Source organism: Streptomyces sp. NPDC050085 (assembly GCF_044460595.1).
GTDB lineage: Bacteria > Actinomycetota > Actinomycetes > Streptomycetales > Streptomycetaceae > Streptomyces.
In genome coordinates this window covers 153,560-172,565 of sequence record NZ_JBITJZ010000013.1, presented here as the reverse complement: position 1 = coordinate 172,565, position 19,006 = coordinate 153,560, and the positions used below count along the sequence as shown (strand labels likewise).

The following is a 19,006-nucleotide window of genomic DNA, read 5'->3' as shown; positions in this document are numbered from 1 at the left end:
GGCTCAGGCGGGCAGCCGGTCGAGCAGCGCCGTGAAGTCGGTGCCGGGCGGCAGCGTGCCGAAGGCCAGACCCTGGTCGCCGGCGAGGCGCGACGCGCAGAACGCGTCGGCGACCGCCGCCGGGGCGTGCCGTACGAGCAGCGAGCCCTGCAGGACGAGAGCCGCGCGCTCGATCACGCGCCGGGCGCGCAGCGGGGCGTCCTCGGTCAGCACGAGCTGGTCGCTCAACTCCCGCCAGGCGGCGTCCAGTCGGGGGTCGGCACCGGACGCCGCCTCGATCTCCGTGCGGAACGCCGCCAGGGACTCGGGTTCGCGGGCCAGCGCCCGGAGCATGTCCAGGGCGTTGACGTTCCCCGAGCCCTCCCAGATGCCGTTGAGCGGGGCCTCCCGGTACAGGCGCGGCATGCCGGACGCCTCGTCGTACCCGTTGCCGCCGAGGCATTCAAGGGTCTCGGCGACCACGGCGGGCTGCCGCTTGCACACCCAGTACTTGGAGACGGCCGTGGCCAGGCGCAGGAAGGCCCGTTCGGCCGCGTCCCCGCGCTGGGCCCGGTCGACGGCACCGGCCAGGCGCAGGCCGAGGGTGGTCGCGGCCTCCGACTCCAGGGCGAGGTCACCGAGCACGTTGCGCATCAGCGGCTGGTCGATGAGCTTGGCGCCGAACACCGCGCGGTGCCGGGTGTGGTGCGCGGCCTGCGCGAGCGCCTCGCGGACGTGGCCCGCGGAGCCGAGGACGCAGTCGAGCCGCGTCATCGTCACCATGTCGATGATGGTGCGCACGCCCTTGCCCTCGTCGCCGACCAGCCAGGCGACCGTGTCGTCGAACTCGGGCTCGCTGGAGGCGTTGGAGCGGTTGCCGAGCTTGTCCTTGAGGCGCTGGATGCGGAAGGTGTTGCGGCTCCCGTCCGGCAGGACGCGCGGCACCAGGAAGCAGGAGAGCCCGCCGGGCGCCTGCGCGAGCACGAGGAAGAGGTCGTTCATGGGGGCGCTGGTGAACCACTTGTGGCCCCTCAACCGCCAGGTCCCGTCGGCCTGTTCGACCGCGGCCGTGGTGTTGGCGCGCACGTCGGTGCCGCCCTGCTTCTCCGTCATGCCCATCCCGGCGAGCAGCCCGCGCTTGTCGGCGGGCGTGCGCAGACCGGGGTCGTAGACCGTGCTGGTGAGCAGCGGCTCGTACGTCTTGGCGAGCTCGGGGGCGCGGCGCAGCGCGGGCACGACGGCGTACGTCATGGAGACCGGGCACATGTGGCCCTGTTCCATCATGGTTGCCACCATGAACGTGGCGGCGCGCGCCACGTGCGCCCCCGGCCGCGCGTCGGCCCACGCGGAACCGGCGGCGCCCGCACCGACGGTGGCGGTCATCAGGGAGTGGTACGCCGGGTGGAAGTCGACCTCGTCGATGCGGTTGCCGTACCGGTCGTGCGTGCGCAGTTCGGGCTCGAAGCGGTTGGCCTGATCCGCCCAGGTGCGGGCCTCCTCGCTGCCGGCGAAGCGCCCGAAGCCGTGCAGGTCGTCGAGGTGCCAGGCGGCGCCCTCGCGGCGCACCCCCTCGATCAGCACCGGGTCGTCGGCGGCGTCGTGACCGGTCAACGGCGGTGCCTGGTTGGTCACTTCATGGGTGACGAAGCCGGTGCCTGACATGGGGCCTCCTTGCGGGGGAGAGGTGGGTGCATCAGTCGGTGGGGGCGCCCGCGCAGCGCAGCGCGGCGGCGGTGAGCTCGGTCAGGAGCCCGTCGGTGGCGTACTCGTCCGTGCCGCCGAGCGGGTCGACGAGGACCTCGCCGACCGCACCGGTGAGCGCGGCCGCGGTGATCTCGCCGTCCTGCGGCGGCAGTTGGCCCGCCGCCATGCCCTCGCGCACGACCTCGGCGAACAGGGCGCGGTAGCGGCGGCGGAAGTCGAGCCGCTCGGCGCCGACCGCGGGCTCGGCGGGCGCGGCGAGCAGGGCGTACGCGAGGCCCCGGTTCTCCAGGGCGCGGCGGGCGAAGACCTCGACGCCGCGGGTGAGGCGCTCGACGGGGTCGCCCGGGCCGTGGAGGACCTCGCCGAGGACCTCCACCTCGTGGCCCGCGGCGCGCCGGAAGACCTCCACGGCGAGCGCGGCCTTGGACGGGAAGTGCTGGTAGACCGAACCGGCCGCGATCCCGGCCGAGTCGGCGACAGCGGTCACGGATGCCTGGGACCAGCCCACTTCGGCGACGACCGAGGTGGCGCAGGCGACGAGGTGTTCGCGGGCGGCTTCGAGACGGCGGATCTCGGCGGGGGTCTTGCGGTAGGCCATCCAAGCAGTGAACCACTATTCAGAACTTCGCACCATGGCCGGTCGCGACGAACCGGCCGACGAACCGTCCGGCGAACAGGTCAACGGGGCGGTCGACGGGCGGTCGATGTGCCGGTCGGCGAACCGGTCAACTGGTCGGCGCGCGCGAAGTGTTGACAGGCCTGGGGGGCTTCCTATCATCGAGCCTGTCCGTAATCGCGACCCTTGTTCGAAACTCCGAACGTTATGCATGTCATGTGCATGACTTGTCGCATTCAATCCGGGAGCCCGCTCATGTCAGTGAGACCGGTTCGTTCCACGGCGGCCAGGCCGCTCGCTCTGTTGGCGCTCGTCCTGGCCATGGCCGCGGCCCTGCTCGGCGGTCAGGTGTCCGCCGGTGGCAGGGCCACGGCCGCCGGGTCGCTGCCCTGTGACCTGTACGCCGCCGGGGGCACGCCCTGCGTGGCCGCGCACAGCACGACCCGCGCCCTGTACTCCGCCTACGGCGGCCGCCTCTATCAGGTCAAGCGCGCCTCGGACGGTGCCACGCGCGACATCGGCGCCCTCGCCGCGGGCGGCTACGCGGACGCCGCCGCGCAGGACGCCTTCTGCGCCGGGACGAGCTGCCTCATCACCGTCCTCTACGACCAGTCGGGACGCGGCAACCACCTCACCCAGGCGCCGCCCGGCGGGTTCTCGGGGCCCGCGGCCGGCGGATACGACAACCTCGCGGAAGCCTCCGCCGCGCCCGTCACCGTCGGCGGCCACAAGGCGTACGGCGTCTTCATCGCCCCCGGGACCGGCTACCGCAACAACAGCACCCACGGCATCGCGACCGGCGACCAGCCGGAAGGCATGTACGCCATCCTCGACGGCACGCACTACAACGGCGGTTGCTGCTTCGACTACGGCAACGCCGAGACCAACAGCCGGGACAACGGCAACGGCACCATGGAGGCCATCTACTTCGGCAACATCAAGGTCTGGGGCTACGGGACGGGCAACGGCCCCTGGGTCATGGCGGACCTCGAGAACGGCCTGTTCTCCGGGGTCAACCCCGGCTACAACGCGAACGACCCCAGCGTCGGCCACCGGTTCCTCACCTCGATCGTCAAGGGCGGCGCGAACCACTGGGCGATCCGGGGCGGCGATGCCCGGTCCGGCGGCCTGTCCACGTTCTACGACGGCCCGCGCCCCAACGCCTCCGGCTACAACCCGATGAAGAAGGAAGGGGCCATCATCCTCGGCATCGGCGGTGACAACAGCAACGGCTCCGCCGGCACCTTCTACGAGGGCGTCATGACCTCCGGCTATCCGACGGACGCCACCGAGAACGCCGTACAGGCGAACATCAACGCCGCCGGATACACCACGGCCCCGGTGGCGGGCGCCCCCGCCGTGGGCTCCCGGATCTCGCTGCGCGCCACCACCGGGTGCTGCACGAGCGACTACCTGCGCCACAACACCGCGGACACCAACGCCGTCATCGCGGCGACCTCCTCGTCCAGTTCGGCCGCCGACAGGGCCGCCGCCACCTGGATCGTGCGCGCGGGCCTGGGCGACGCGTCGTGCGTGTCCTTCGAGTCCGCCGACAAGCCCGGGCAGTACCTGCGCCACTACGACTTCCGGCTGCGCGTGGAGACCATCGCCAACAGCGCGGTGGCCCGGCAGGACGCCACGTTCTGCCCCCAGGCCGGGCACAACGGGCAGGGCGTCGCGCTCCGGTCCGCCAACTATCCCAGCGACTTCGTCCGCCACTACAACTACGGTGCCTACGTCGCCGCGGACGGCGGCGCGAACGCCTGGGACAGCGCCACCTCCTGGGCCGACGACACGAGTTGGGTCGTGACCTCACCCTGGGCCTGAGGCTCATCAGCGCCCCCTGAGCGGCGCCCGGCCCGGCCCGAGCCGCGGCCGGGCGCCGCGAGCGCGCGGGAGGCGCCGCGGCAGCCGTATAGCCTGGGACGATGCTTGCCGATCTCGCAGCGACCCGCTACGTCGCCCCCCTGCGCGAGGGGGGATCCCTGCCAGGACTCGTCGAGGCGGACGACCTGCGCGCGTACGTCATGAAGTTCACCGGCGCAGGCCAGGGCCGCAAGACGCTCGTCGCCGAGGTGATCTGCGGGCAGCTCGCGCGGGCGCTCGGGTTCCGGGTGCCGGAGCTCGTCGCGCTCGACCTGGACCCGGTCATCGGGCTCGGCGAACCGGACCCGGAGGTGCAGGAGCTGCTGAAGTCGAGCGGCGGCACGAACCTGGGCATGCGGTTCCTGTCGGGCGCGCTCGGCTTCGACCCGCTCGCGTACGCCGTCACCTCGCGCGAGGCGGGCCGGATCGTCTGGTTCGACGCGCTGATCAACAACGTCGACCGGTCCTGGCGCAACCCCAACATGCTGGTCCACCGCGGCGAGTTGTGGCTGATCGACCACGGCGCCAGCATGATCTGGCACCACAACTGGCGCGGGGCCGCCGCCTGGGCGAACAAGCCGTACGACGCGACCGGCCACGCCCTCGCCCTGTCCGGGCCCGACGTCGCGGCGGCCGCGGCCGAGCTCGCGCCGCGCGTCACCGAGGAGGTGCTGGCGACGGCCGCCGCCGACGTGCCCGACGCCTGGCTCGTCGACGAGCCGGGGTTCGACGACCCCGACGCGGTGCGGCGCGCGTACGTGGAGACCCTGCTCGACCGCGCGGCCTCCGTCCATGAACGCATCGCGCTGCCGGAGGGCGGCGCGGACCCGGCCGGGCGCACCCCGGGCTGGATCGTCGAGGGAGCAGGCCGGTGAGCGAGCGCCACGTCTTCGAATACGCGCTGTTGCGGGTCGTGCCCCGCATCGAGCGCGGCGAGCAGATCAACGCCGGGGTCGTCGTGTACTGCCGCGCCAAGTCCTACGTCGGCGCGCTCACGCACCTCGACGAGGCACGGCTGCTCGCGCTCGACCCGGAGGCCGACGTGGTGGGCGTACGGGCCCTGCTGGGGGCCGTCGAGCGGCACTGCGGCGGTGGTGCGGGGGCCGGGCAGGCCGCGGCCGACGACGCCGGGCGGCGCTACCGCTGGCTGATCGCGCCGCGCTCGACGGTGGTGCAGCCGGGCCCCGTGCACACCGGTCTGACGGCGGATCCGGCTGCCGAGGCGGAGCGGTTGCTCGCGCTTTTGGTGCGCTGAGTGATCAGGGGCACCCGGTGGGTACGTTGACACCGGGTGCCAGGGCTTCTAGCGTCACCCGCACAGGGTACTAAGCGGTCGCTCACCCGCACCGGAGCGAAGCGGCCGCCCTCTAGGGCGAGGAGACTCAAGAGCATGTCCACCACTGAGCAGCGCGTAGCCATCGTCACGGGAGCCGCGCGCGGCATCGGCGCCGCGACCGCGATCCGTCTGGCCGCTGAGGGCCGCGCCGTCGCCGTGATCGACCTCGACGAGGCCGCCTGCAAGGACACCGTCGAGCAGATCACCGCCGCCGGTGGCAAGGCCCTTGCCGTCGGCTGCGACGTCGCCGACGAGGCGCAGGTCGAGGCGGCCGTCGCGCGCATCGCCGAGGAGCTCGGCGCGCCGACGATCCTCGTGAACAACGCGGGCGTGCTCCGCGACAACCTGCTGTTCAAGATGAGCGCCCTGGACTGGGACACCGTCATGAACGTGCACCTGCGCGGTGCGTTCCTGATGGCCAAGGCCGTCCAGAAGCACATGGTGGACGCGGGGTTCGGCCGCATCGTCAACCTGTCGTCGTCCTCGGCGCTCGGCAACCGCGGCCAGGCCAACTACGCCACCGCCAAGGCCGGTCTGCAGGGCTTCACCAAGACCCTGGCCAAGGAGCTCGGCAAGTTCGGCATCACCGCCAACGCCGTCGCCCCCGGCTTCATCGTCACCGAGATGACCAAGGCCACCGCCGAGCGCGTCGGCATGGGCTTCGAGGAGTTCCAGGCCGCGGCCGCCACCCAGATCCCGGTGCAGCGCGTGGGCCGCCCCGACGACATCGCCAACACCATCGCCTTCTTCACGGGCGAAGCGGCCGGCTTCGTCTCCGGCCAGGTCATGTACGTGGCCGGCGGACCGCTCAACTAGGGCCGGGGGACACGGACATGAGCACCACGGAACTCCCGCCCCTCTCCGGCAACGTCGCCCTCGTCACCGGCGCCAGCCGCGGCATCGGCTACGGCATCGCCGAGGCCCTCGTCGCGCGCGGCGACCGCGTCTGCATCACCGGACGCGGCGAGGACGCCCTCAAGGAGGCCGTCGAGAGCCTCGGCTCCGAGCGCGTCATCCACGTAGCGGGCAAGGCGCACGACGAGGCGCACCAGGCCGCCGCGGTCGAGCGCACCATGGAGGCCTTCGGACGCGTCGACTTCCTGGTCAACAACGCCGGTACGAACCCGGTGTTCGGCCCGATCGCCGAGCTCGACCTGAACGTGGCGCGCAAGGTCTTCGAGACCAACGTCGTCTCCGCGCTCGGCTTCGCGCAGCAGACGTACAAGGCGTGGCAGAAGGAGAACGGCGGCGCGATCGTCAACATCGCCTCCGTCGCCGGCGTCTCCGCCTCGCCGTTCATCGGCGCGTACGGCATGAGCAAGGCCGCCATGGTCAACCTCACGCTGCAGCTCGCGCACGAGTTCGCGCCGAAGGTGCGGGTCAACTCGATCGCCCCGGCGGTCGTGAAGACCAAGTTCGCGCAGGCCCTGTACGAGGGCCGCGAGGCCGAGGCCGCGGCCGCCTACCCGCTGGGCCGGCTCGGGGTGCCCGAGGACATCGGCGGTGCCGCAGCCTTCCTCACCTCGCACCAGGCCGACTGGATCACCGGGCAGACGCTCGTCGTCGACGGCGGCATCTTCCTCAACGCGGGCGTCGGGTGACGGACGAAATTCCGGGCGTCGTCTGACAAACGCCTCGCGCTTCAAATGCCCCGCCGGATCAGCCAGTTGACCCGGCGGGGCACTGCGATAAGGTCTGCCGATCCCTGGCATGGCCGATCGAGGAGCGTGCGCGTGTTCAGACGGTTGCTTGCCCCGCGGGCGTTGGCGGCGACTGCGGCCATAGCCCTGCTCGCCGGGTGCGGCCTGGTGTCGTCCGGCGACCCGGGGGACGAGAAGGCGATCGTGGTCGGCACCACCAGTGCGCCGAGCACCCTCGACCCGGCGGCCTCCTGGGACGGCTCCTGGGAGCTGTTCCGCAACGTGTACCAGACCCTCGTCGCCTTCCCCTCCGGCGCGGCGGAGCCCGAGGCGGACGCCGCCACCTGCTCCTTCAAGGACACGGCCAACCGCGTCTACCACTGCGAGCTGCGCGAGGACATGAAGTTCTCCGACGGGGACACGCTCGACGCCAAGGCCGTGAAGTACTCGATCGACCGGATCCGGAAGATCGCCGTCAAGGGCGGTCCGGCCGGACTCCTCGGCAGCCTCGACCGGGTGAGCGCCGACAGTGACCGGGACGTCACGTTCCACCTGAAGAAGCCCGACGCCACGTTCCCGTTCGTGCTCGCGACCCCGGCGATGTCGATCGTCGACCCGGACGACTACCCGGCGGACAAGCTGCGCACGGACGCGACGGTCACCGGCTCCGGGCCGTACGCACTGCAGGCCTACGAGGACGGCGACCGGGCCGAACTCGTCGGGAACACGCACTACAAGGGGTTCGCGGACCGCAAGAACAGTGCCGTGACGATTCGCTACTTCTCCTCGTCCTCCGAGATGGTCGCCGCCCTGAAGGCGAAGCAGATCGACGCGACCTTCCGGGGGCTCGCGGCCGAGGATGTCGTCCACCTGCAGGGCAAGGACGACAGCGAGGGCCTGCAGCTCGTCGAGGGCGCGGGCACCGAGATCAGCTACCTGGTGTTCAATCCGAAGGACCCCTGGGCGGGCAAGCGCTCCGTGCGCAGGGCCGTCGCCCAGGTCGTGGACCGCGGGGCCATCGCCCACGAGGTCTACAAGGACACCGTCGAACCGCTGTACTCGATGGTCCCCAAGGGGCTCGTCGGGCACACCACGGACTTCTTCGACGACTTCGGGGAGCCGAGCGCCGCGAAGGCCGCCGAGATCCTCTCCAAGGACGGCGTGACCGCCCCCGTACCGCTCACCCTCTGGTACACCACCGACCGCTACGGCTCGGCGACGGAACCCGAATTCGCCGCCCTCAAGCGGCAGTTGGAGGCCTCGAAGCTGTTCAGGGTGACGCTCAAGAGCCGGCCCTGGAAGACGTACGAACAGGGGTACCGCAAGGGCGAGTACCCGGTCTTCGGACGCGGCTGGTTCCCCGACTTCCCGGACGCCGACAACTTCATCGCGCCCTTCGTCGGCAAGGAGAACGCGGTGAGCACGCCCTATCTGTCGCCGGAGATCACCGACCGGCTGCTGCCGCAGTCGCGCCGGGAGGACGACCGGGGCACCGTGGTCCGGCAGTTCGAGCGGGCCCAGCAGATCATGACGGACGACGCACGGCTGCTGCCGCTGTGGCAGGGCAAGCAGTACATCGCGGCGAGCGAGGAGATCTCGGGCGGCGAACGCGCCCTCGACCCGTCGACGATCATGATGATGTGGGAGCTGCACCGCAAGACCAGCTGGTGAGGGGCCGGGCGGCGCGGTCCGTGGCGTCGATTGTCAGTGGCCGCCGGTAGGTTCTTGGGTGTCGAAGCGGCCGTGCTTCTTTCCGAAGGGGAGCGCGGCCGTGCAAGTGCCCGTACCCCGGAGGTTGTTGACGTGACCGACACCGCGATGCTGCCCGAGTCCTGGCGCGGCGTCCTCGGCGAGGAGCTGGACAAGCCCTACTTCAAGGAGCTCACCGAGTTCGTCGAGGAGGAGCGCGCCAAGGGTCCCGTCTATCCGCCGCGCGAGCAGGTCTTCGCCGCGCTCGAGGCGACGCCGTACGACAAGGTCAAGGTCCTCGTCCTCGGCCAGGACCCGTACCACGGCGAGGGCCAGGGGCACGGCCTGTGCTTCTCGGTGCGGCCGGGCGTGAAGACGCCGCCGTCGCTGCGCAACATCTACAAGGAGATGCAGGCCGAGCTCGGCACGCCGATCCCGGACAACGGGTACCTGATGCCGTGGGCCGAGCAGGGTGTGCTGCTGCTGAACGCGGTGCTGACGGTGCGCGCGGGCGAGGCCAACTCGCACAAGGGCAAGGGCTGGGAGAAGTTCACGGACGCCGTGATCCGCGCCGTCGCCGACCGTCCCGACCCGGCGGTCTTCGTCCTGTGGGGCAACTACGCGCAGAAGAAGCTGCCCCTCATCGACGAGGAGCGGCACACGGTGGTCAAGGGCGCGCACCCCTCGCCGCTGTCCGCGCGCAAGTTCTTCGGCTCGCAGCCGTTCACGCAGATCGACGCGGCCGTCGCGGCGCAGGGGCACGAGGCGATCGACTGGCGCATCCCGGATCTGGGCTGAGCCGTGCCTGACCCGGTTTGTCCCCGGCGGCCGTTAGCGTCGTCGGTGGCCGACCGGTCGGTGAGCTTGGAGGAGCCAGTGGCACAGCAGCGCGAACAGGCGGCGGACGACGCCATGATGACCCGCATCGGGCAGGTGGTCATGCTGGCGCACGCCGGGGACCGTGAGGAGGCGCAGAGCCGTTTCCTCGGTCTGTGGTCGGAGATCGGCGAGGACGGGGACCCGCTGCATCGCTGCACGCTCGCGCACTACATGGCCGACACCCAGGACGACCCCGACGACGAGTTGGCCTGGGACCTTCGGGCGCTGTCCGCCGCCGACGGCCTGACGGGGGAGCGGCTCGCCGCGCACGAGGAGTCCCTCGCGCTGCGGGCCCTGTACCCCTCGCTGCACCTCAACCTCGCCGCGGACTACGTGAAACTGGGCCGCCCCGGTGCGGCCCGCACGCATCTGACGCGGGCCCGCGCGGCCGTCGGAGCCCTCGGGGACGACGGGTACGGGGACGGGGTGCGGGCCGCGCTCACCCGGCTCGAGCAGCGGGTCGCAGGACTGCCGGGCGGAGCCGATGACGGGGACCCGGGCGGGGGCGGCCACCCGGGGGGCGAGCCGCTCGGACCGCCGCGGCGCAGCTCCTGAGGCCAGGACGGCGAGACCGGGACGGGGAGACCAGGACGGCGGGACCGGGACGGGGAGACCAGGACGGCGGGACCGGGGCGGGGAGGCCGGGGCGCGGGCTCAACTCCCGTACGCGCCCCGGCAGATGACGGCCTGCGGGCTGTCCGGGTCCCAGCCCCCGTACTGGCGGCCCAGCGCGCAGACATCGGTCTGGGCCGGGACCTCGGGGGCCACGGACGGCGCGCGGCGCGGCGCGGCGGTGCGGGGCTCGGAGTGCTGCGCCGCACGGCGGGGCGGCACCGCCTCGCGCGGGGCCGGAGGCTGCGCGGCCCGGCTGCGCGCGACGGAGGGTGCGGAAGGGGTAGAGGAGGCGGAGGAGGCGGAGCGCGGCGAGGGCCCGGTGCGTTCCAGGGCCTCGCGGGCCGGACCCTGGACCAGCGGGCGGTCGGCATGACCGTCCGGGCGGGGGTGCGGGGCACCGGCGGACGGCGAGGACACCGCCGGGGCTGCCGGGGTGTGGACGCTGACGCATCCGGTCCCGGTGACGGCGCCGACGGCGGCGGCCGCCGTCAGCAGGAGCGCGGCTGAGCTGGACTTTCTGGGCACCCGGGCCACTCTGGCGGATGCGGCGGCCGACTGGGAACCGTAGCGCGGGAGGTTGCCCCGCACGGGTGACGGCGCAGGGTCAGGAGCGGCCCGTGCCGAGCATCCCGTGCAGCAACTCCCCGTACCCCTTGCGCAGTTCCGCGAGACTCGGCACCGCCGTGTGGAACGAGCCCGCCACGCACGAGAACATCATTCCCTCGGTCCACGCCACCAGCGTCAGGGTGTGCCGCTCGGGGTCCTGCGAGCCCGCTGCCCGCAGGAGTGCGGTGAGCGGGCGGTGGAACTGCCGCCCCGTCTCGTCGAAGAACGCCCGCAGCTCGGGGCGGCGCGTCGCCTCCAGCGCCAATTCGTAGCGGCTGACGAGCAGTTGGGGGTTGAGCGTGAGGTAGCGGTGCAGGGCGAGCGCCATGCCGTCGACGAGCGCGGGCAGATCGCCCGTGGGGCGCGGCAGTTCATCCATCGCGAGCACGCTGCTCTCGCGCACCGCGAGCCGCCGCACCGCCGCTTCCAGCAGGGCGAGCCGCGTGCGGGCGTGGTTCGACGTCGAGCCCTGCGGCAGATGGGCGGCCTCGTCGACCGCGCGATGCGTCAGGCCGCGCATGCCGCGCTCGGCGAGCAGCACGAGGGCGGCGTCGGCGATCCGGTCGGGGCGGGAAACGGCGGGGGCGTCGGTGCGAGCGGTGTGACCCATGGGGGCAATCTATCGCGGCTACTACAGGCGTAGTGACAGGCGCACTACGCCTGTAGTACGTTCTTCTCGTTCGAGCACTACAGATGTAGTAACTCAGTGATCTGTGTTGTGTTCTGTGTGCTCTGTGTCCTGTGTTCTGTGTTCCAGGGAGGCGTCATGGCATCGGCCGCGCACACGCACCAGCCCAGGGCCGTCGTGGTCGGCGGCGGGATCGGCGGGCTCACCGCCGCTCTCGCGTTGCAGCTGCGCGGCTGGCGGGTCACCGTCCTCGAGCGGGCGCGCGAGCTGAAGCCCGTCGGAGCCGGGATCTCCCTCGCGCCGAACGCCCAGCGCGCCCTCGACGTGGTCGGACTCGGTGACGAGATCCGCTCCCTCGCCGCCTGGGAGGGCGACGGCGGGCTGCTCACGCCGCGGGGCCGCTGGCTGTCCCGGGCGAATCCGCGGCTCGCGACCGAGCGGTTCGGCGACTCCCTCGTCCTGCTGCACCGCGCGACCCTGGTCGACCTGCTCGCCGGCCGGCTCGTCGGCGACGTCGTGCGGACGGCGTCCGACGCGCGTCTGACCGACCCCGGCGATCCCTCGGACCCGGCCCGCCCCGCCCGGGTCACCACCCCGGAGGGCGAACTGGAGGCGGAGCTCGTCGTCGGCGCCGACGGGATCCGCTCGGCGGTGCGCGGTGCGCTGTTTCCCGAGCACCCCGGCACCGCGTACTCCGGCTTCACCACCTGGCGCGTCCTCGTGCCGCCGCTCGACCGCCCCTTCACGCAGCACGAGACGTGGGGTCCCGGACACCTGTGGGGCACGCACCCCTTCGCCGACGGCACGATCTACGCGTACGCGGCGGCCATGACCCCGGCAGGGGGCCGGGCTCCGGACGGCGACGAGAAGGCGGAACTCCTTCGCCGGTACGGGAGTTGGCACGACCCGATCCCCGCGATCCTCGACGCGGTCCGGCCCGGGCAGGTGCTGCGGCACGACGTCCACCACATCGCCGAACCGCTGCCCGCCTTCCACCGGGGCCGCGTCGCGCTCCTCGGTGACGCCGCCCACGCCATGGCCCCGACCCTCGGCCAGGGCGGCAACCAGGCCGTCGAGGACGCGATCGTCCTCGCCCACCACGCGGCCCCCGACGCCCCGCTCGACCTGGCCGGATACACCGGCGTACGACAGCCTCGTACGACGATGGTCGCGCGCAGGGCGATGGCGGTGAGCCGCATGAACATGCTCGGCAACCGGCCGGGGATCGCCTTGCGCAACACCGCGATCCGCGCCGTCGGCCTCCTCGGGCCCGCGCTCCTGCTGCGCGGCATGGACGGCATCGCGGACTGGCACCCGCCGCAGCCGCACCCGTACGCGGAGCAGGTCGAGCAGGTGTAGCCGCCGGGCCCGTATGCTGCCCGGACGCGACGGGGGCTCGGCAACAGAGGAGTACAGGAACGTGAAGGTCGGCTGCATCGGACTCGGGGACATCGCGCAGAAGGCGTACCTGCCCGTCCTCACCACGCAGGCGGAGGTCGAGCTGCACCTGCAGACGCGGACGCCCGCGACGCTCGACCGGGTCGCCGAGCAGTTCCACATCCCGCGGGCGCAGCGCCACACCGACCTCGACGCGCTGCTCGCGCAGGGGCTCGACGCGGCGTTCGTGCACGCGCCGACCGCCGTGCACCCCGAGATCGTCACGCGTCTGCTCGAGGCGGGCGTCGCCACGTACGTCGACAAGCCGCTCGCCTATGAACTCGCCGACTCCGAGCGGCTGGTGAGCCTCGCCGAGGAGCGCGGCGTGAGCCTCGCCGTCGGCTTCAACCGGCGGTTCGCGCCCGGCTACGCGCAGTGCGTCGAGCATCCGCGCGAGCTGATCCTCATGCAGAAGAACCGGGTCGGGCTGCCCGAGGAGCCGCGCTCGATGATCCTCGACGACTTCATCCACGTCGTCGACACCCTGCGCTTCCTCGCGCCCGCCGCGATCGACGACGTCACCGTCCGCGCCCGCGTCCAGGACGGCCTGCTGCACCACGTCGTGCTCCAGCTCGCCGGTGACGGTTTCACCGCGCTCGGCGTCATGAACCGGCTCAGCGGTTCGACCGAGGAGATCCTGGAGATCTCCGGGCAGGACACCAAGCGGCAGGTGGTCAACCTCGCCGACGTCATCGACCACAAGGGCCAGCCGACCGTGCGCCGCCGCGGCGACTGGGTCCCCGTCGCCCGCCAGCGCGGCATCGAGCAGGTCGTGCTCGCGTTCCTCGACGCGGTGCGGGCGGGGAAGGTGGTCGGTGCGCGGGACGCGCTGGCCACGCACGAGCTGTGCGAGCGGGTCGTGCGGGAGGTTGTGCGGGGCAGGGTCTGAGCGGTCGCACCGTTGCCGGTCGGGGTTCGTCTCCGAGTGTCGGCCGGCGGGGCTGTATCAGGTCGCGCCCATGCCGTCAGGGGCGCGGAGAACTGCGCGGCCAGCCCCCACCGGTGTGCACATGCCCGGCGACCGCCCTGCGCCGCAGCCACCGCAGCGTCTCCGCCGCCGCAAGGACCACCAGCACGCCGAAGGCCGTATGCACCGGCCAGTCGCCGAAGCGGACGTACAGCGTGGTGCCGTGGGCCGTCGGTACGTCGTACACGCGGGCCGCGCTCGCCGACGTACCGAGCCAGGAACCCGCGCGGGCGCCGTCCGGGCCGTACACCGCCGACACCCCGGTCAGCGTCGCGTGCACCATCGGCCGGCCCGTCTCCGCGGCGCGCACCGCGGCGAGCGACGCGTGCTGCTCGGGGGCCCAGGTGTGCTGGAACGTCGACGTCGAGGACTGCGCGAGCAGCACCCGCGCCCCGTCCCGCGTCAGCTTCCGCGTCATGTCGGGGAACGCCGACTCGAAGCACACCAGCGGCCCGACGCGCAGGTCCTCGCCTTCATGGCGTACGTCCATGACGACCTGCCGCGTGCCGCGCATCCGGTCCTCGCCCGCCGCCTTGCCGACCGACGTCGCCCAGCCGAGCAGTGAGCGCGCGGGCACGTACTCGCCGAAGGGGACCAGGCGCATCTTGTCGTAGCGCGGGCCCGTCGGTCCTGTCGGGCCGATCAGCACGGAGCTCTTGTAGATGCCCTGCCCGCCGCCGTCGGAGGCGGGGCGGCGCGCGTCCACGTTCACCAGGACGTCCGCGCCGACCGCGGCCGAGAGCGCGGCGATCCGCCGGGTCAGGTCCGGGCGCTCGGCGAGGTCGAAGCCGACGCTGCTCTCGCCCCAGACCACGAGATCGACGTCCTGCCCCGCCAGTTCACGGGTCAGCGCCTCCTCGCGGGCGAAGCGCCGCATCCCGCTGTCGTCGCCGTCGATCACCCCCGGCTGCACCGCGGCGATGCGCACCTGCCCGTCCGTCTGGGGGCGCGGCGCCCACGCCCAGGCCGCGCCGGTCACCGCGAGGGTCGCGACGAGGCAGGCCACCGCGGGCGTACGGGCGCCGCGCGCGACCACGAGGAGCGTGAACCCCGTGTTCACCGCGACCACCAGCAGGCTCACCAGCCACACCCCGCCCACCGACGCGAGCCGCAGCGCGGGCACCACCTGCCACTGGCTGGACCCGAGCAGCCCCCACGGGCCGCCCAACCCCTGCCAGGAACGGACCAGTTCGACCATCAGCCAGGCCGAGGGCACCGCCACGAGCGCGGCCACCGCCTGGCCCGCCGACGGCACGCCGTGCAGCAGCCGGCGCAGCAGCCACCCCCACGGCGCCCACAGCGCACCGAGCAGCGCCGCGATGACCACGGTGAACACGTGCAGGCTCGGCAGCAGCCAGTGGTGCACCGCCAGCATGAAACCGAGGCCGCCGAGCCAGCCGTCGAGGGCCGCGCGGCGCGGCGTACCCGCCGAGCGCGCGAGGAGCATCCACGGCACGAGGGCGACGTACGCGAACCACCACAGGGACGGCGCCGGGAACGCGAGCGCGGGCAGCGCGCCTGCGCCGACCGCCGCGGCGCCCCGCCACCACGGCGACGAGTCGAGCCGCTGCCGCCATCGCTCCATGCCCTCAGTGTGCGCGCCGGAAGCGATCAACGACAGTGGGCACTGGGCGGGATGGGGGAGTGGAGTGCCGTGCGCGCCACCCCTGCCACCCGCGTCATGCCTCGGCCGGTGCCTTCTGCGGCGTGCGCCGCCACTTTTCGTGCACGGTCACCCGGTGCAGCCGCCAGCCACCGGGCGTGCGGACGAGGGAGAAGGCGTACCGGCCGCCGCACACGAAGTCCGGTGCCGTGCCCTCGCCCGCGAAGCGCATCGGATTGACGTAGTCGGCCTGGACCTGGGCCGTGTCGCCGACCTCCCGGTCGACGGAGTCGAACCGCACCAGCCGGTTCACGATCAGATGCTGGCGCATCGGGAACAGCTCCATCGTGGAGGACATCCAGCTGGTGATCTCGTCCGCGCTGCCCTCCACACCGCCCGCCGCGCGGTAGTCGGCGCGGCCGCCGGGCGCGAACAGGGCGCGGTACGCCGCCCAGTCGCCGTCGTCCACGGCCACCGCGTACCCGGTCACCAACTCGTCCACCGCGAGCCGGTCCAGGACGGTCGCGAGTTCCACACGCTGCGTCATCGGCTCAGTGTCGAGCCCCCGGTGCGCACAGCCAAGAGGCGTGCGCGACCTTGCTGCACGCGCGTACCATGCGGCTGTCGAACAATCGGTCAACTCCCCCTGATTCGGAGGCTGTTGGTGAAGAACGCCGATCGCAGGGCCGCGTACGAGCGGCAGACCGACCGCAAGGAACTGACACCGCGCCAGCGGCGCAGGCTCGCCAAGAAGGCGGGTCAGGGCAAGGGCTGAGCGGCGGGGCGAAATTCCCGGGGCGGCCGGACCGATCGCTGTTACGGTCGCCCCATGTCGTCTTCCTCGCTCTCCGTATCAGCAGATCAGAGCCCCGGCCCGGTCACCGGCGACGACGTCGCGCAGGCGGTCGACGTGGCCGTGGCCGCGTTGCGCCCCGCCGTGGACGCCGACTGGGACGTCCCCGCCGGATCGCTGGAGTGGACGTGCTGGGAGACCGGCGAGCACCTCGCCGACGACCTGTTCTGGTACGCCGCGCACATCGGGACGCTCCGCGAGAAGACCGAGGGCGACCTGCCGTTCGGATACGCCAGTCGCCGCCCCCAGGGCCCGGCGAACACCGTCACCGCCGACCGCGACGCGGGACCGCTCGCGCTGTTCGAGGTGATGGAGGCCTGCGGCGGGATCCTCGCCGCCGTCGTGCGCGCGACCCCGCCCACCGCCCGCGGCCATCACGTGTACGGCGTCTCCGACCCCGAGGGCTTCGCGGCGATGGGCATCGTCGAGACGCTGCTGCACGCCCACGACATCGCGCTCGGCGTCGGCGTGGACTTCGAGGCGCCCGCCGACCTGTGCGCCCGCGTCCTGCACCGCCTCTTCCCCGACGCCCCCGACGACGCCGCGCCCTGGCCCGCCCTGCTGTGGGTGAGCGGCCGCGGCGACCTCCCCGGACGTGAGCGCGTCGGGAAATGGCGCTGGTACGGTGCCCCTCGCGCGACATGATCACCGTCCGGGAGGACACTTGACCCGCCCCATCACGCTCGTCACCGGCGGCAGCCGAGGCATCGGCGCCGCGACCGCGCTGCGCCTCGCACGCGACGGACACGACATCGCGCTCTCCTACGTCCATGACGCGGACGCCGCGATCCGCACCGCCGAGGCCGTCGTCGCGGCGGGTGCCCGCTGCGTCGTGCTGCGGGCCGACACCTCCCAAGAGGCCGACGTGGAGGCGATGTTCGACGCGGCACAGGAGCAACTCGGGCCGCTCACCGGCCTGGTGAACAACGGGGGCGTCACCTCCGCGCTCGGCCCGCTCGCCGAGACGAGCACCGAGGACCTGCGCCGCGTCGTCGACGTCAACGTCCTCGGGGTCCTGCTCTGCTGCCGCCGCGCCGCCCGCGACATGACCGCGGGCGGCGCGGGCGCCATCGTCAACCTGTCCTCGGCCGCGGCCAGCCTCGGCAGCCCCGGCGACTACGTCCACTACGCAGCCTCCAAGGCCGCCGTCGACACCCTCACCCTGGGGCTCGCCAAGGAACTCGGCCCGGCGGGCGTGCGGGTCAACGCCGTGGCGCCCGGCATCATCGACACCGAGATCCACGCGGCGAGCGGCGCGCCCGACCGGGCCGCACGGCTCGGCCCCGGCGTTCCGCTGGGACGCCCCGGCACCGCCGACGAGGTGGCCGCGGCGATCGCCTGGCTGCTGTCGGACGACGCCGCGTACACGACGGGCACGGTCCTGCGGGTGGCGGGCGGGCGCTGAACCCGCCCTGATCCAGGGCCTGTCGAGCGTGGTCTCAGGCCGCTTCGACGACCTCGGCGCGGACCGCGTCGGCCCACTCCGTCACCAACAGCTCGTACTGCGCGCGCTGCTCGGCGGTGAGCCGCCCGCCCGCGCGCAGCCACAGGCCCCGGATCTGCTCGTTCACCTCGTCGGCAGACCGCGCGGAACCAGACATCACAGGCGGCATGCGCCAAGGCTACGGGCGCGACGACCGGTTGGGAACCCTGAGCGAGCGACCGGCTGCACCAAGTGATCGATTCTGTAAGGGAATTGAGGCCGGGCCTGCTCACGGGGCCCGGGTCAGCGCGGGGACCGTGGTGGTGGCCAGCAGGGTCAGCCGGTCCGCGTCCGGCGTGCCGGGCTCGGCCGTGTAGACCATGAAGCGCAGATCGTCGCCCGCGACCGTGAGGATGTCGCAGTCGAGCGCGAGCGGGCCGACGTCGGGGTGGTCCACCGTCTTGCGCGCGGCCTCGTGGTGCCCGACGGCCCCGGACTCCCACAGCTCGGCGAACCGGGGGCTGTCGGCGCGCAGTTCGGCCACCAGCTCGCGCAGCCGGGCGTCCGCCGGGTAGCGGCCCGCGGTCGTGCGCAGATCGCCGACCAGGGCCGCCTCCATCGCGCGCCGCGCCTCGGCGCTCTGGCGCACCCGCCCCGGCGGGCCGAGGAACGTCCACCACACGCCGTTGCGGCCGTGGCCCCGCCAGTCCGGGCGTTCCCCCATCAGCGCCGTGTACAGCGGGTTCGCCAGGAGCAGCGTCCACGCCGCGTCGAACACGGCGACGGGGGTGCCGGCCAGCCGGTCGAGGAGGCGGTGGACGCTCGGCGTGAGCGCGGCGGGCACCGTGTCGCGGCCCGGCGGCGCGAGACCGGCGAGCCGGAACAGGTGCGCGCGCTCGGCCGCGGACAGCCGCAGGGCCCGCGCGAGCGCCTCCACCACCTGGTCCGAGGGGTGCGTGGCTCGGCCCTGCTCGAGCCGCGTGACGTAGTCCGCCGAGATGCCCGCGAGCAGCGCCAGCTCCTCGCGGCGCAGGCCCGCCGCGCGCCGGGGCCCGATCGAACTGAGCCCCGCCGCCTCGGGCGGGACCCGGTCCCGCCAGCGCCGTACCGCGTCTGCGAAGGAACCGAAGCCGCCGGGAGATCCGGATTCCGTGCTCACCATGCC

At 72.9% G+C, this 19,006-nt stretch carries 20 protein-coding genes; 12 read left to right on the top strand and 8 right to left on the bottom strand.

Translation table 11 applies throughout. The annotated features are described in order from the left end of the window. Positions 1 to 3: 3 nt before the first annotated feature. Both ACIBUY_RS34495 and ACIBUY_RS34490 read right to left on the bottom strand, forming a co-directional pair. Positions 4 to 1,641 carry an acyl-CoA dehydrogenase family protein gene (locus ACIBUY_RS34495; RefSeq protein WP_365571361.1) on the bottom strand — a complete coding sequence of 546 codons (1,638 nt, stop codon included), beginning with the start codon at positions 1,639 to 1,641 and terminating at the stop codon, positions 4 to 6. 31 nt (positions 1,642 to 1,672) lie between these two features. Continuing rightward, positions 1,673 to 2,281 carry a TetR/AcrR family transcriptional regulator gene (locus ACIBUY_RS34490; protein WP_365571364.1) on the bottom strand — a complete coding sequence of 203 codons (609 nt, stop codon included), beginning with the start codon at positions 2,279 to 2,281 and terminating at the stop codon, positions 1,673 to 1,675. 273 nt (positions 2,282 to 2,554) lie between these two features. On the opposite strand from ACIBUY_RS34490, the gene ACIBUY_RS34485 reads away from it, so the two are divergent. The 8 genes from ACIBUY_RS34485 (at position 2,555) to ACIBUY_RS34450 (ending at position 10,264) form a co-directional block, all read left to right on the top strand. After that, entirely contained in the window at positions 2,555 to 4,126 is a 1,572-nt protein-coding gene (locus ACIBUY_RS34485) for an alpha-L-arabinofuranosidase B (RefSeq protein ID WP_399154747.1), read from the top strand. Positions 4,127 to 4,227: 101 nt separating this feature from the next. Further along, positions 4,228 to 5,040 carry a HipA family kinase gene (locus ACIBUY_RS34480; RefSeq protein WP_399154746.1) on the top strand — a complete coding sequence of 271 codons (813 nt, stop codon included), beginning with the start codon at positions 4,228 to 4,230 and terminating at the stop codon, positions 5,038 to 5,040. After that, a complete protein-coding gene (locus ACIBUY_RS34475) occupies positions 5,037 to 5,420 on the top strand; it encodes a DUF3037 domain-containing protein (protein WP_365571372.1) in 384 nt (127 codons plus the stop codon). Before ACIBUY_RS34480 ends, ACIBUY_RS34475 begins: the two co-directional genes overlap by 4 nt. A gap of 135 nt (positions 5,421 to 5,555) precedes the next feature. Continuing rightward, positions 5,556 to 6,317: a 3-oxoacyl-ACP reductase FabG gene (fabG, locus tag ACIBUY_RS34470; RefSeq protein ID WP_365571374.1), complete on the top strand. Its 762-nt coding sequence runs from the start codon at positions 5,556 to 5,558 to the stop codon at positions 6,315 to 6,317. 17 nt (positions 6,318 to 6,334) lie between these two features. Beyond that, positions 6,335 to 7,102 carry an SDR family oxidoreductase gene (locus ACIBUY_RS34465; RefSeq protein ID WP_399154745.1) on the top strand — a complete coding sequence of 256 codons (768 nt, stop codon included), beginning with the start codon at positions 6,335 to 6,337 and terminating at the stop codon, positions 7,100 to 7,102. A 132-nt stretch (positions 7,103 to 7,234) separates the two neighbouring features. After that, entirely contained in the window at positions 7,235 to 8,812 is a 1,578-nt protein-coding gene (locus tag ACIBUY_RS34460) for an ABC transporter substrate-binding protein (protein ID WP_399154744.1), read from the top strand. A gap of 147 nt (positions 8,813 to 8,959) precedes the next feature. Then, positions 8,960 to 9,628 (top strand): uracil-DNA glycosylase, encoded by a 669-nt coding sequence (ung, locus tag ACIBUY_RS34455; RefSeq protein WP_365571618.1) that lies wholly within the window; start codon positions 8,960 to 8,962, stop codon positions 9,626 to 9,628. Between the two features lie 78 nt (positions 9,629 to 9,706). Continuing rightward, on the top strand, positions 9,707 to 10,264 hold the full coding sequence (locus tag ACIBUY_RS34450; protein WP_365571383.1) for a hypothetical protein: 558 nt from the start codon (positions 9,707 to 9,709) through the stop codon (positions 10,262 to 10,264). Between the two features lie 99 nt (positions 10,265 to 10,363). On the opposite strand, the gene ACIBUY_RS34445 is transcribed toward ACIBUY_RS34450, so the two are convergent. Both ACIBUY_RS34445 and ACIBUY_RS34440 read right to left on the bottom strand, forming a co-directional pair. Then, a complete protein-coding gene (locus ACIBUY_RS34445; RefSeq protein WP_365571386.1) occupies positions 10,364 to 10,849 on the bottom strand; it encodes a hypothetical protein in 486 nt (161 codons plus the stop codon). Between the two features lie 79 nt (positions 10,850 to 10,928). Next, entirely contained in the window at positions 10,929 to 11,540 is a 612-nt protein-coding gene (locus tag ACIBUY_RS34440; protein ID WP_365571389.1) for a TetR/AcrR family transcriptional regulator, read from the bottom strand. A gap of 156 nt (positions 11,541 to 11,696) precedes the next feature. On the opposite strand from ACIBUY_RS34440, the gene ACIBUY_RS34435 reads away from it, so the two are divergent. Together ACIBUY_RS34435 and ACIBUY_RS34430 are read left to right on the top strand one after the other, a co-directional pair. After that, entirely contained in the window at positions 11,697 to 12,917 is a 1,221-nt protein-coding gene (locus ACIBUY_RS34435; RefSeq protein ID WP_399154743.1) for an FAD-dependent oxidoreductase, read from the top strand. Positions 12,918 to 12,978: 61 nt separating this feature from the next. Continuing rightward, the gene (locus ACIBUY_RS34430) at positions 12,979 to 13,884 is read left to right on the top strand and encodes a Gfo/Idh/MocA family protein (protein WP_399154742.1); all 906 of its coding nucleotides are present in this window, start codon (positions 12,979 to 12,981) and stop codon (positions 13,882 to 13,884) included. Between the two features lie 76 nt (positions 13,885 to 13,960). Here the strand turns inward: ACIBUY_RS34430 and lnt are convergent, their stop codons facing one another. Further along, on the bottom strand, positions 13,961 to 15,547 hold the full coding sequence (gene lnt, locus ACIBUY_RS34425; protein ID WP_399154741.1) for an apolipoprotein N-acyltransferase: 1,587 nt from the start codon (positions 15,545 to 15,547) through the stop codon (positions 13,961 to 13,963). A gap of 94 nt (positions 15,548 to 15,641) precedes the next feature. Beyond that, positions 15,642 to 16,112: a nuclear transport factor 2 family protein gene (locus tag ACIBUY_RS34420; protein ID WP_399154740.1), complete on the bottom strand. Its 471-nt coding sequence runs from the start codon at positions 16,110 to 16,112 to the stop codon at positions 15,642 to 15,644. Between the two features lie 282 nt (positions 16,113 to 16,394). Here ACIBUY_RS34420 and ACIBUY_RS34415 point away from each other — a divergent pair, with 282 nt between their 5' ends. Next, positions 16,395 to 17,063 (top strand): maleylpyruvate isomerase N-terminal domain-containing protein, encoded by a 669-nt coding sequence (locus ACIBUY_RS34415; protein WP_365571404.1) that lies wholly within the window; start codon positions 16,395 to 16,397, stop codon positions 17,061 to 17,063. Positions 17,064 to 17,082: 19 nt separating this feature from the next. Next, on the top strand, positions 17,083 to 17,823 hold the full coding sequence (locus ACIBUY_RS34410) for an SDR family oxidoreductase (RefSeq protein WP_399154739.1): 741 nt from the start codon (positions 17,083 to 17,085) through the stop codon (positions 17,821 to 17,823). Positions 17,824 to 17,857: 34 nt separating this feature from the next. Here ACIBUY_RS34410 and ACIBUY_RS34405 read toward each other — a convergent pair whose 3' ends face one another. Together ACIBUY_RS34405 and ACIBUY_RS34400 are read right to left on the bottom strand one after the other, a co-directional pair. Then, positions 17,858 to 18,031 carry a hypothetical protein gene (locus ACIBUY_RS34405; protein ID WP_365571409.1) on the bottom strand — a complete coding sequence of 58 codons (174 nt, stop codon included), beginning with the start codon at positions 18,029 to 18,031 and terminating at the stop codon, positions 17,858 to 17,860. A gap of 99 nt (positions 18,032 to 18,130) precedes the next feature. Next, positions 18,131 to 19,003, bottom strand: coding sequence for a helix-turn-helix transcriptional regulator (locus ACIBUY_RS34400; RefSeq protein WP_399154738.1), 873 nt, complete (start codon positions 19,001 to 19,003; stop codon positions 18,131 to 18,133). Between the last annotated feature and the right edge of the window lie 3 nt (positions 19,004 to 19,006).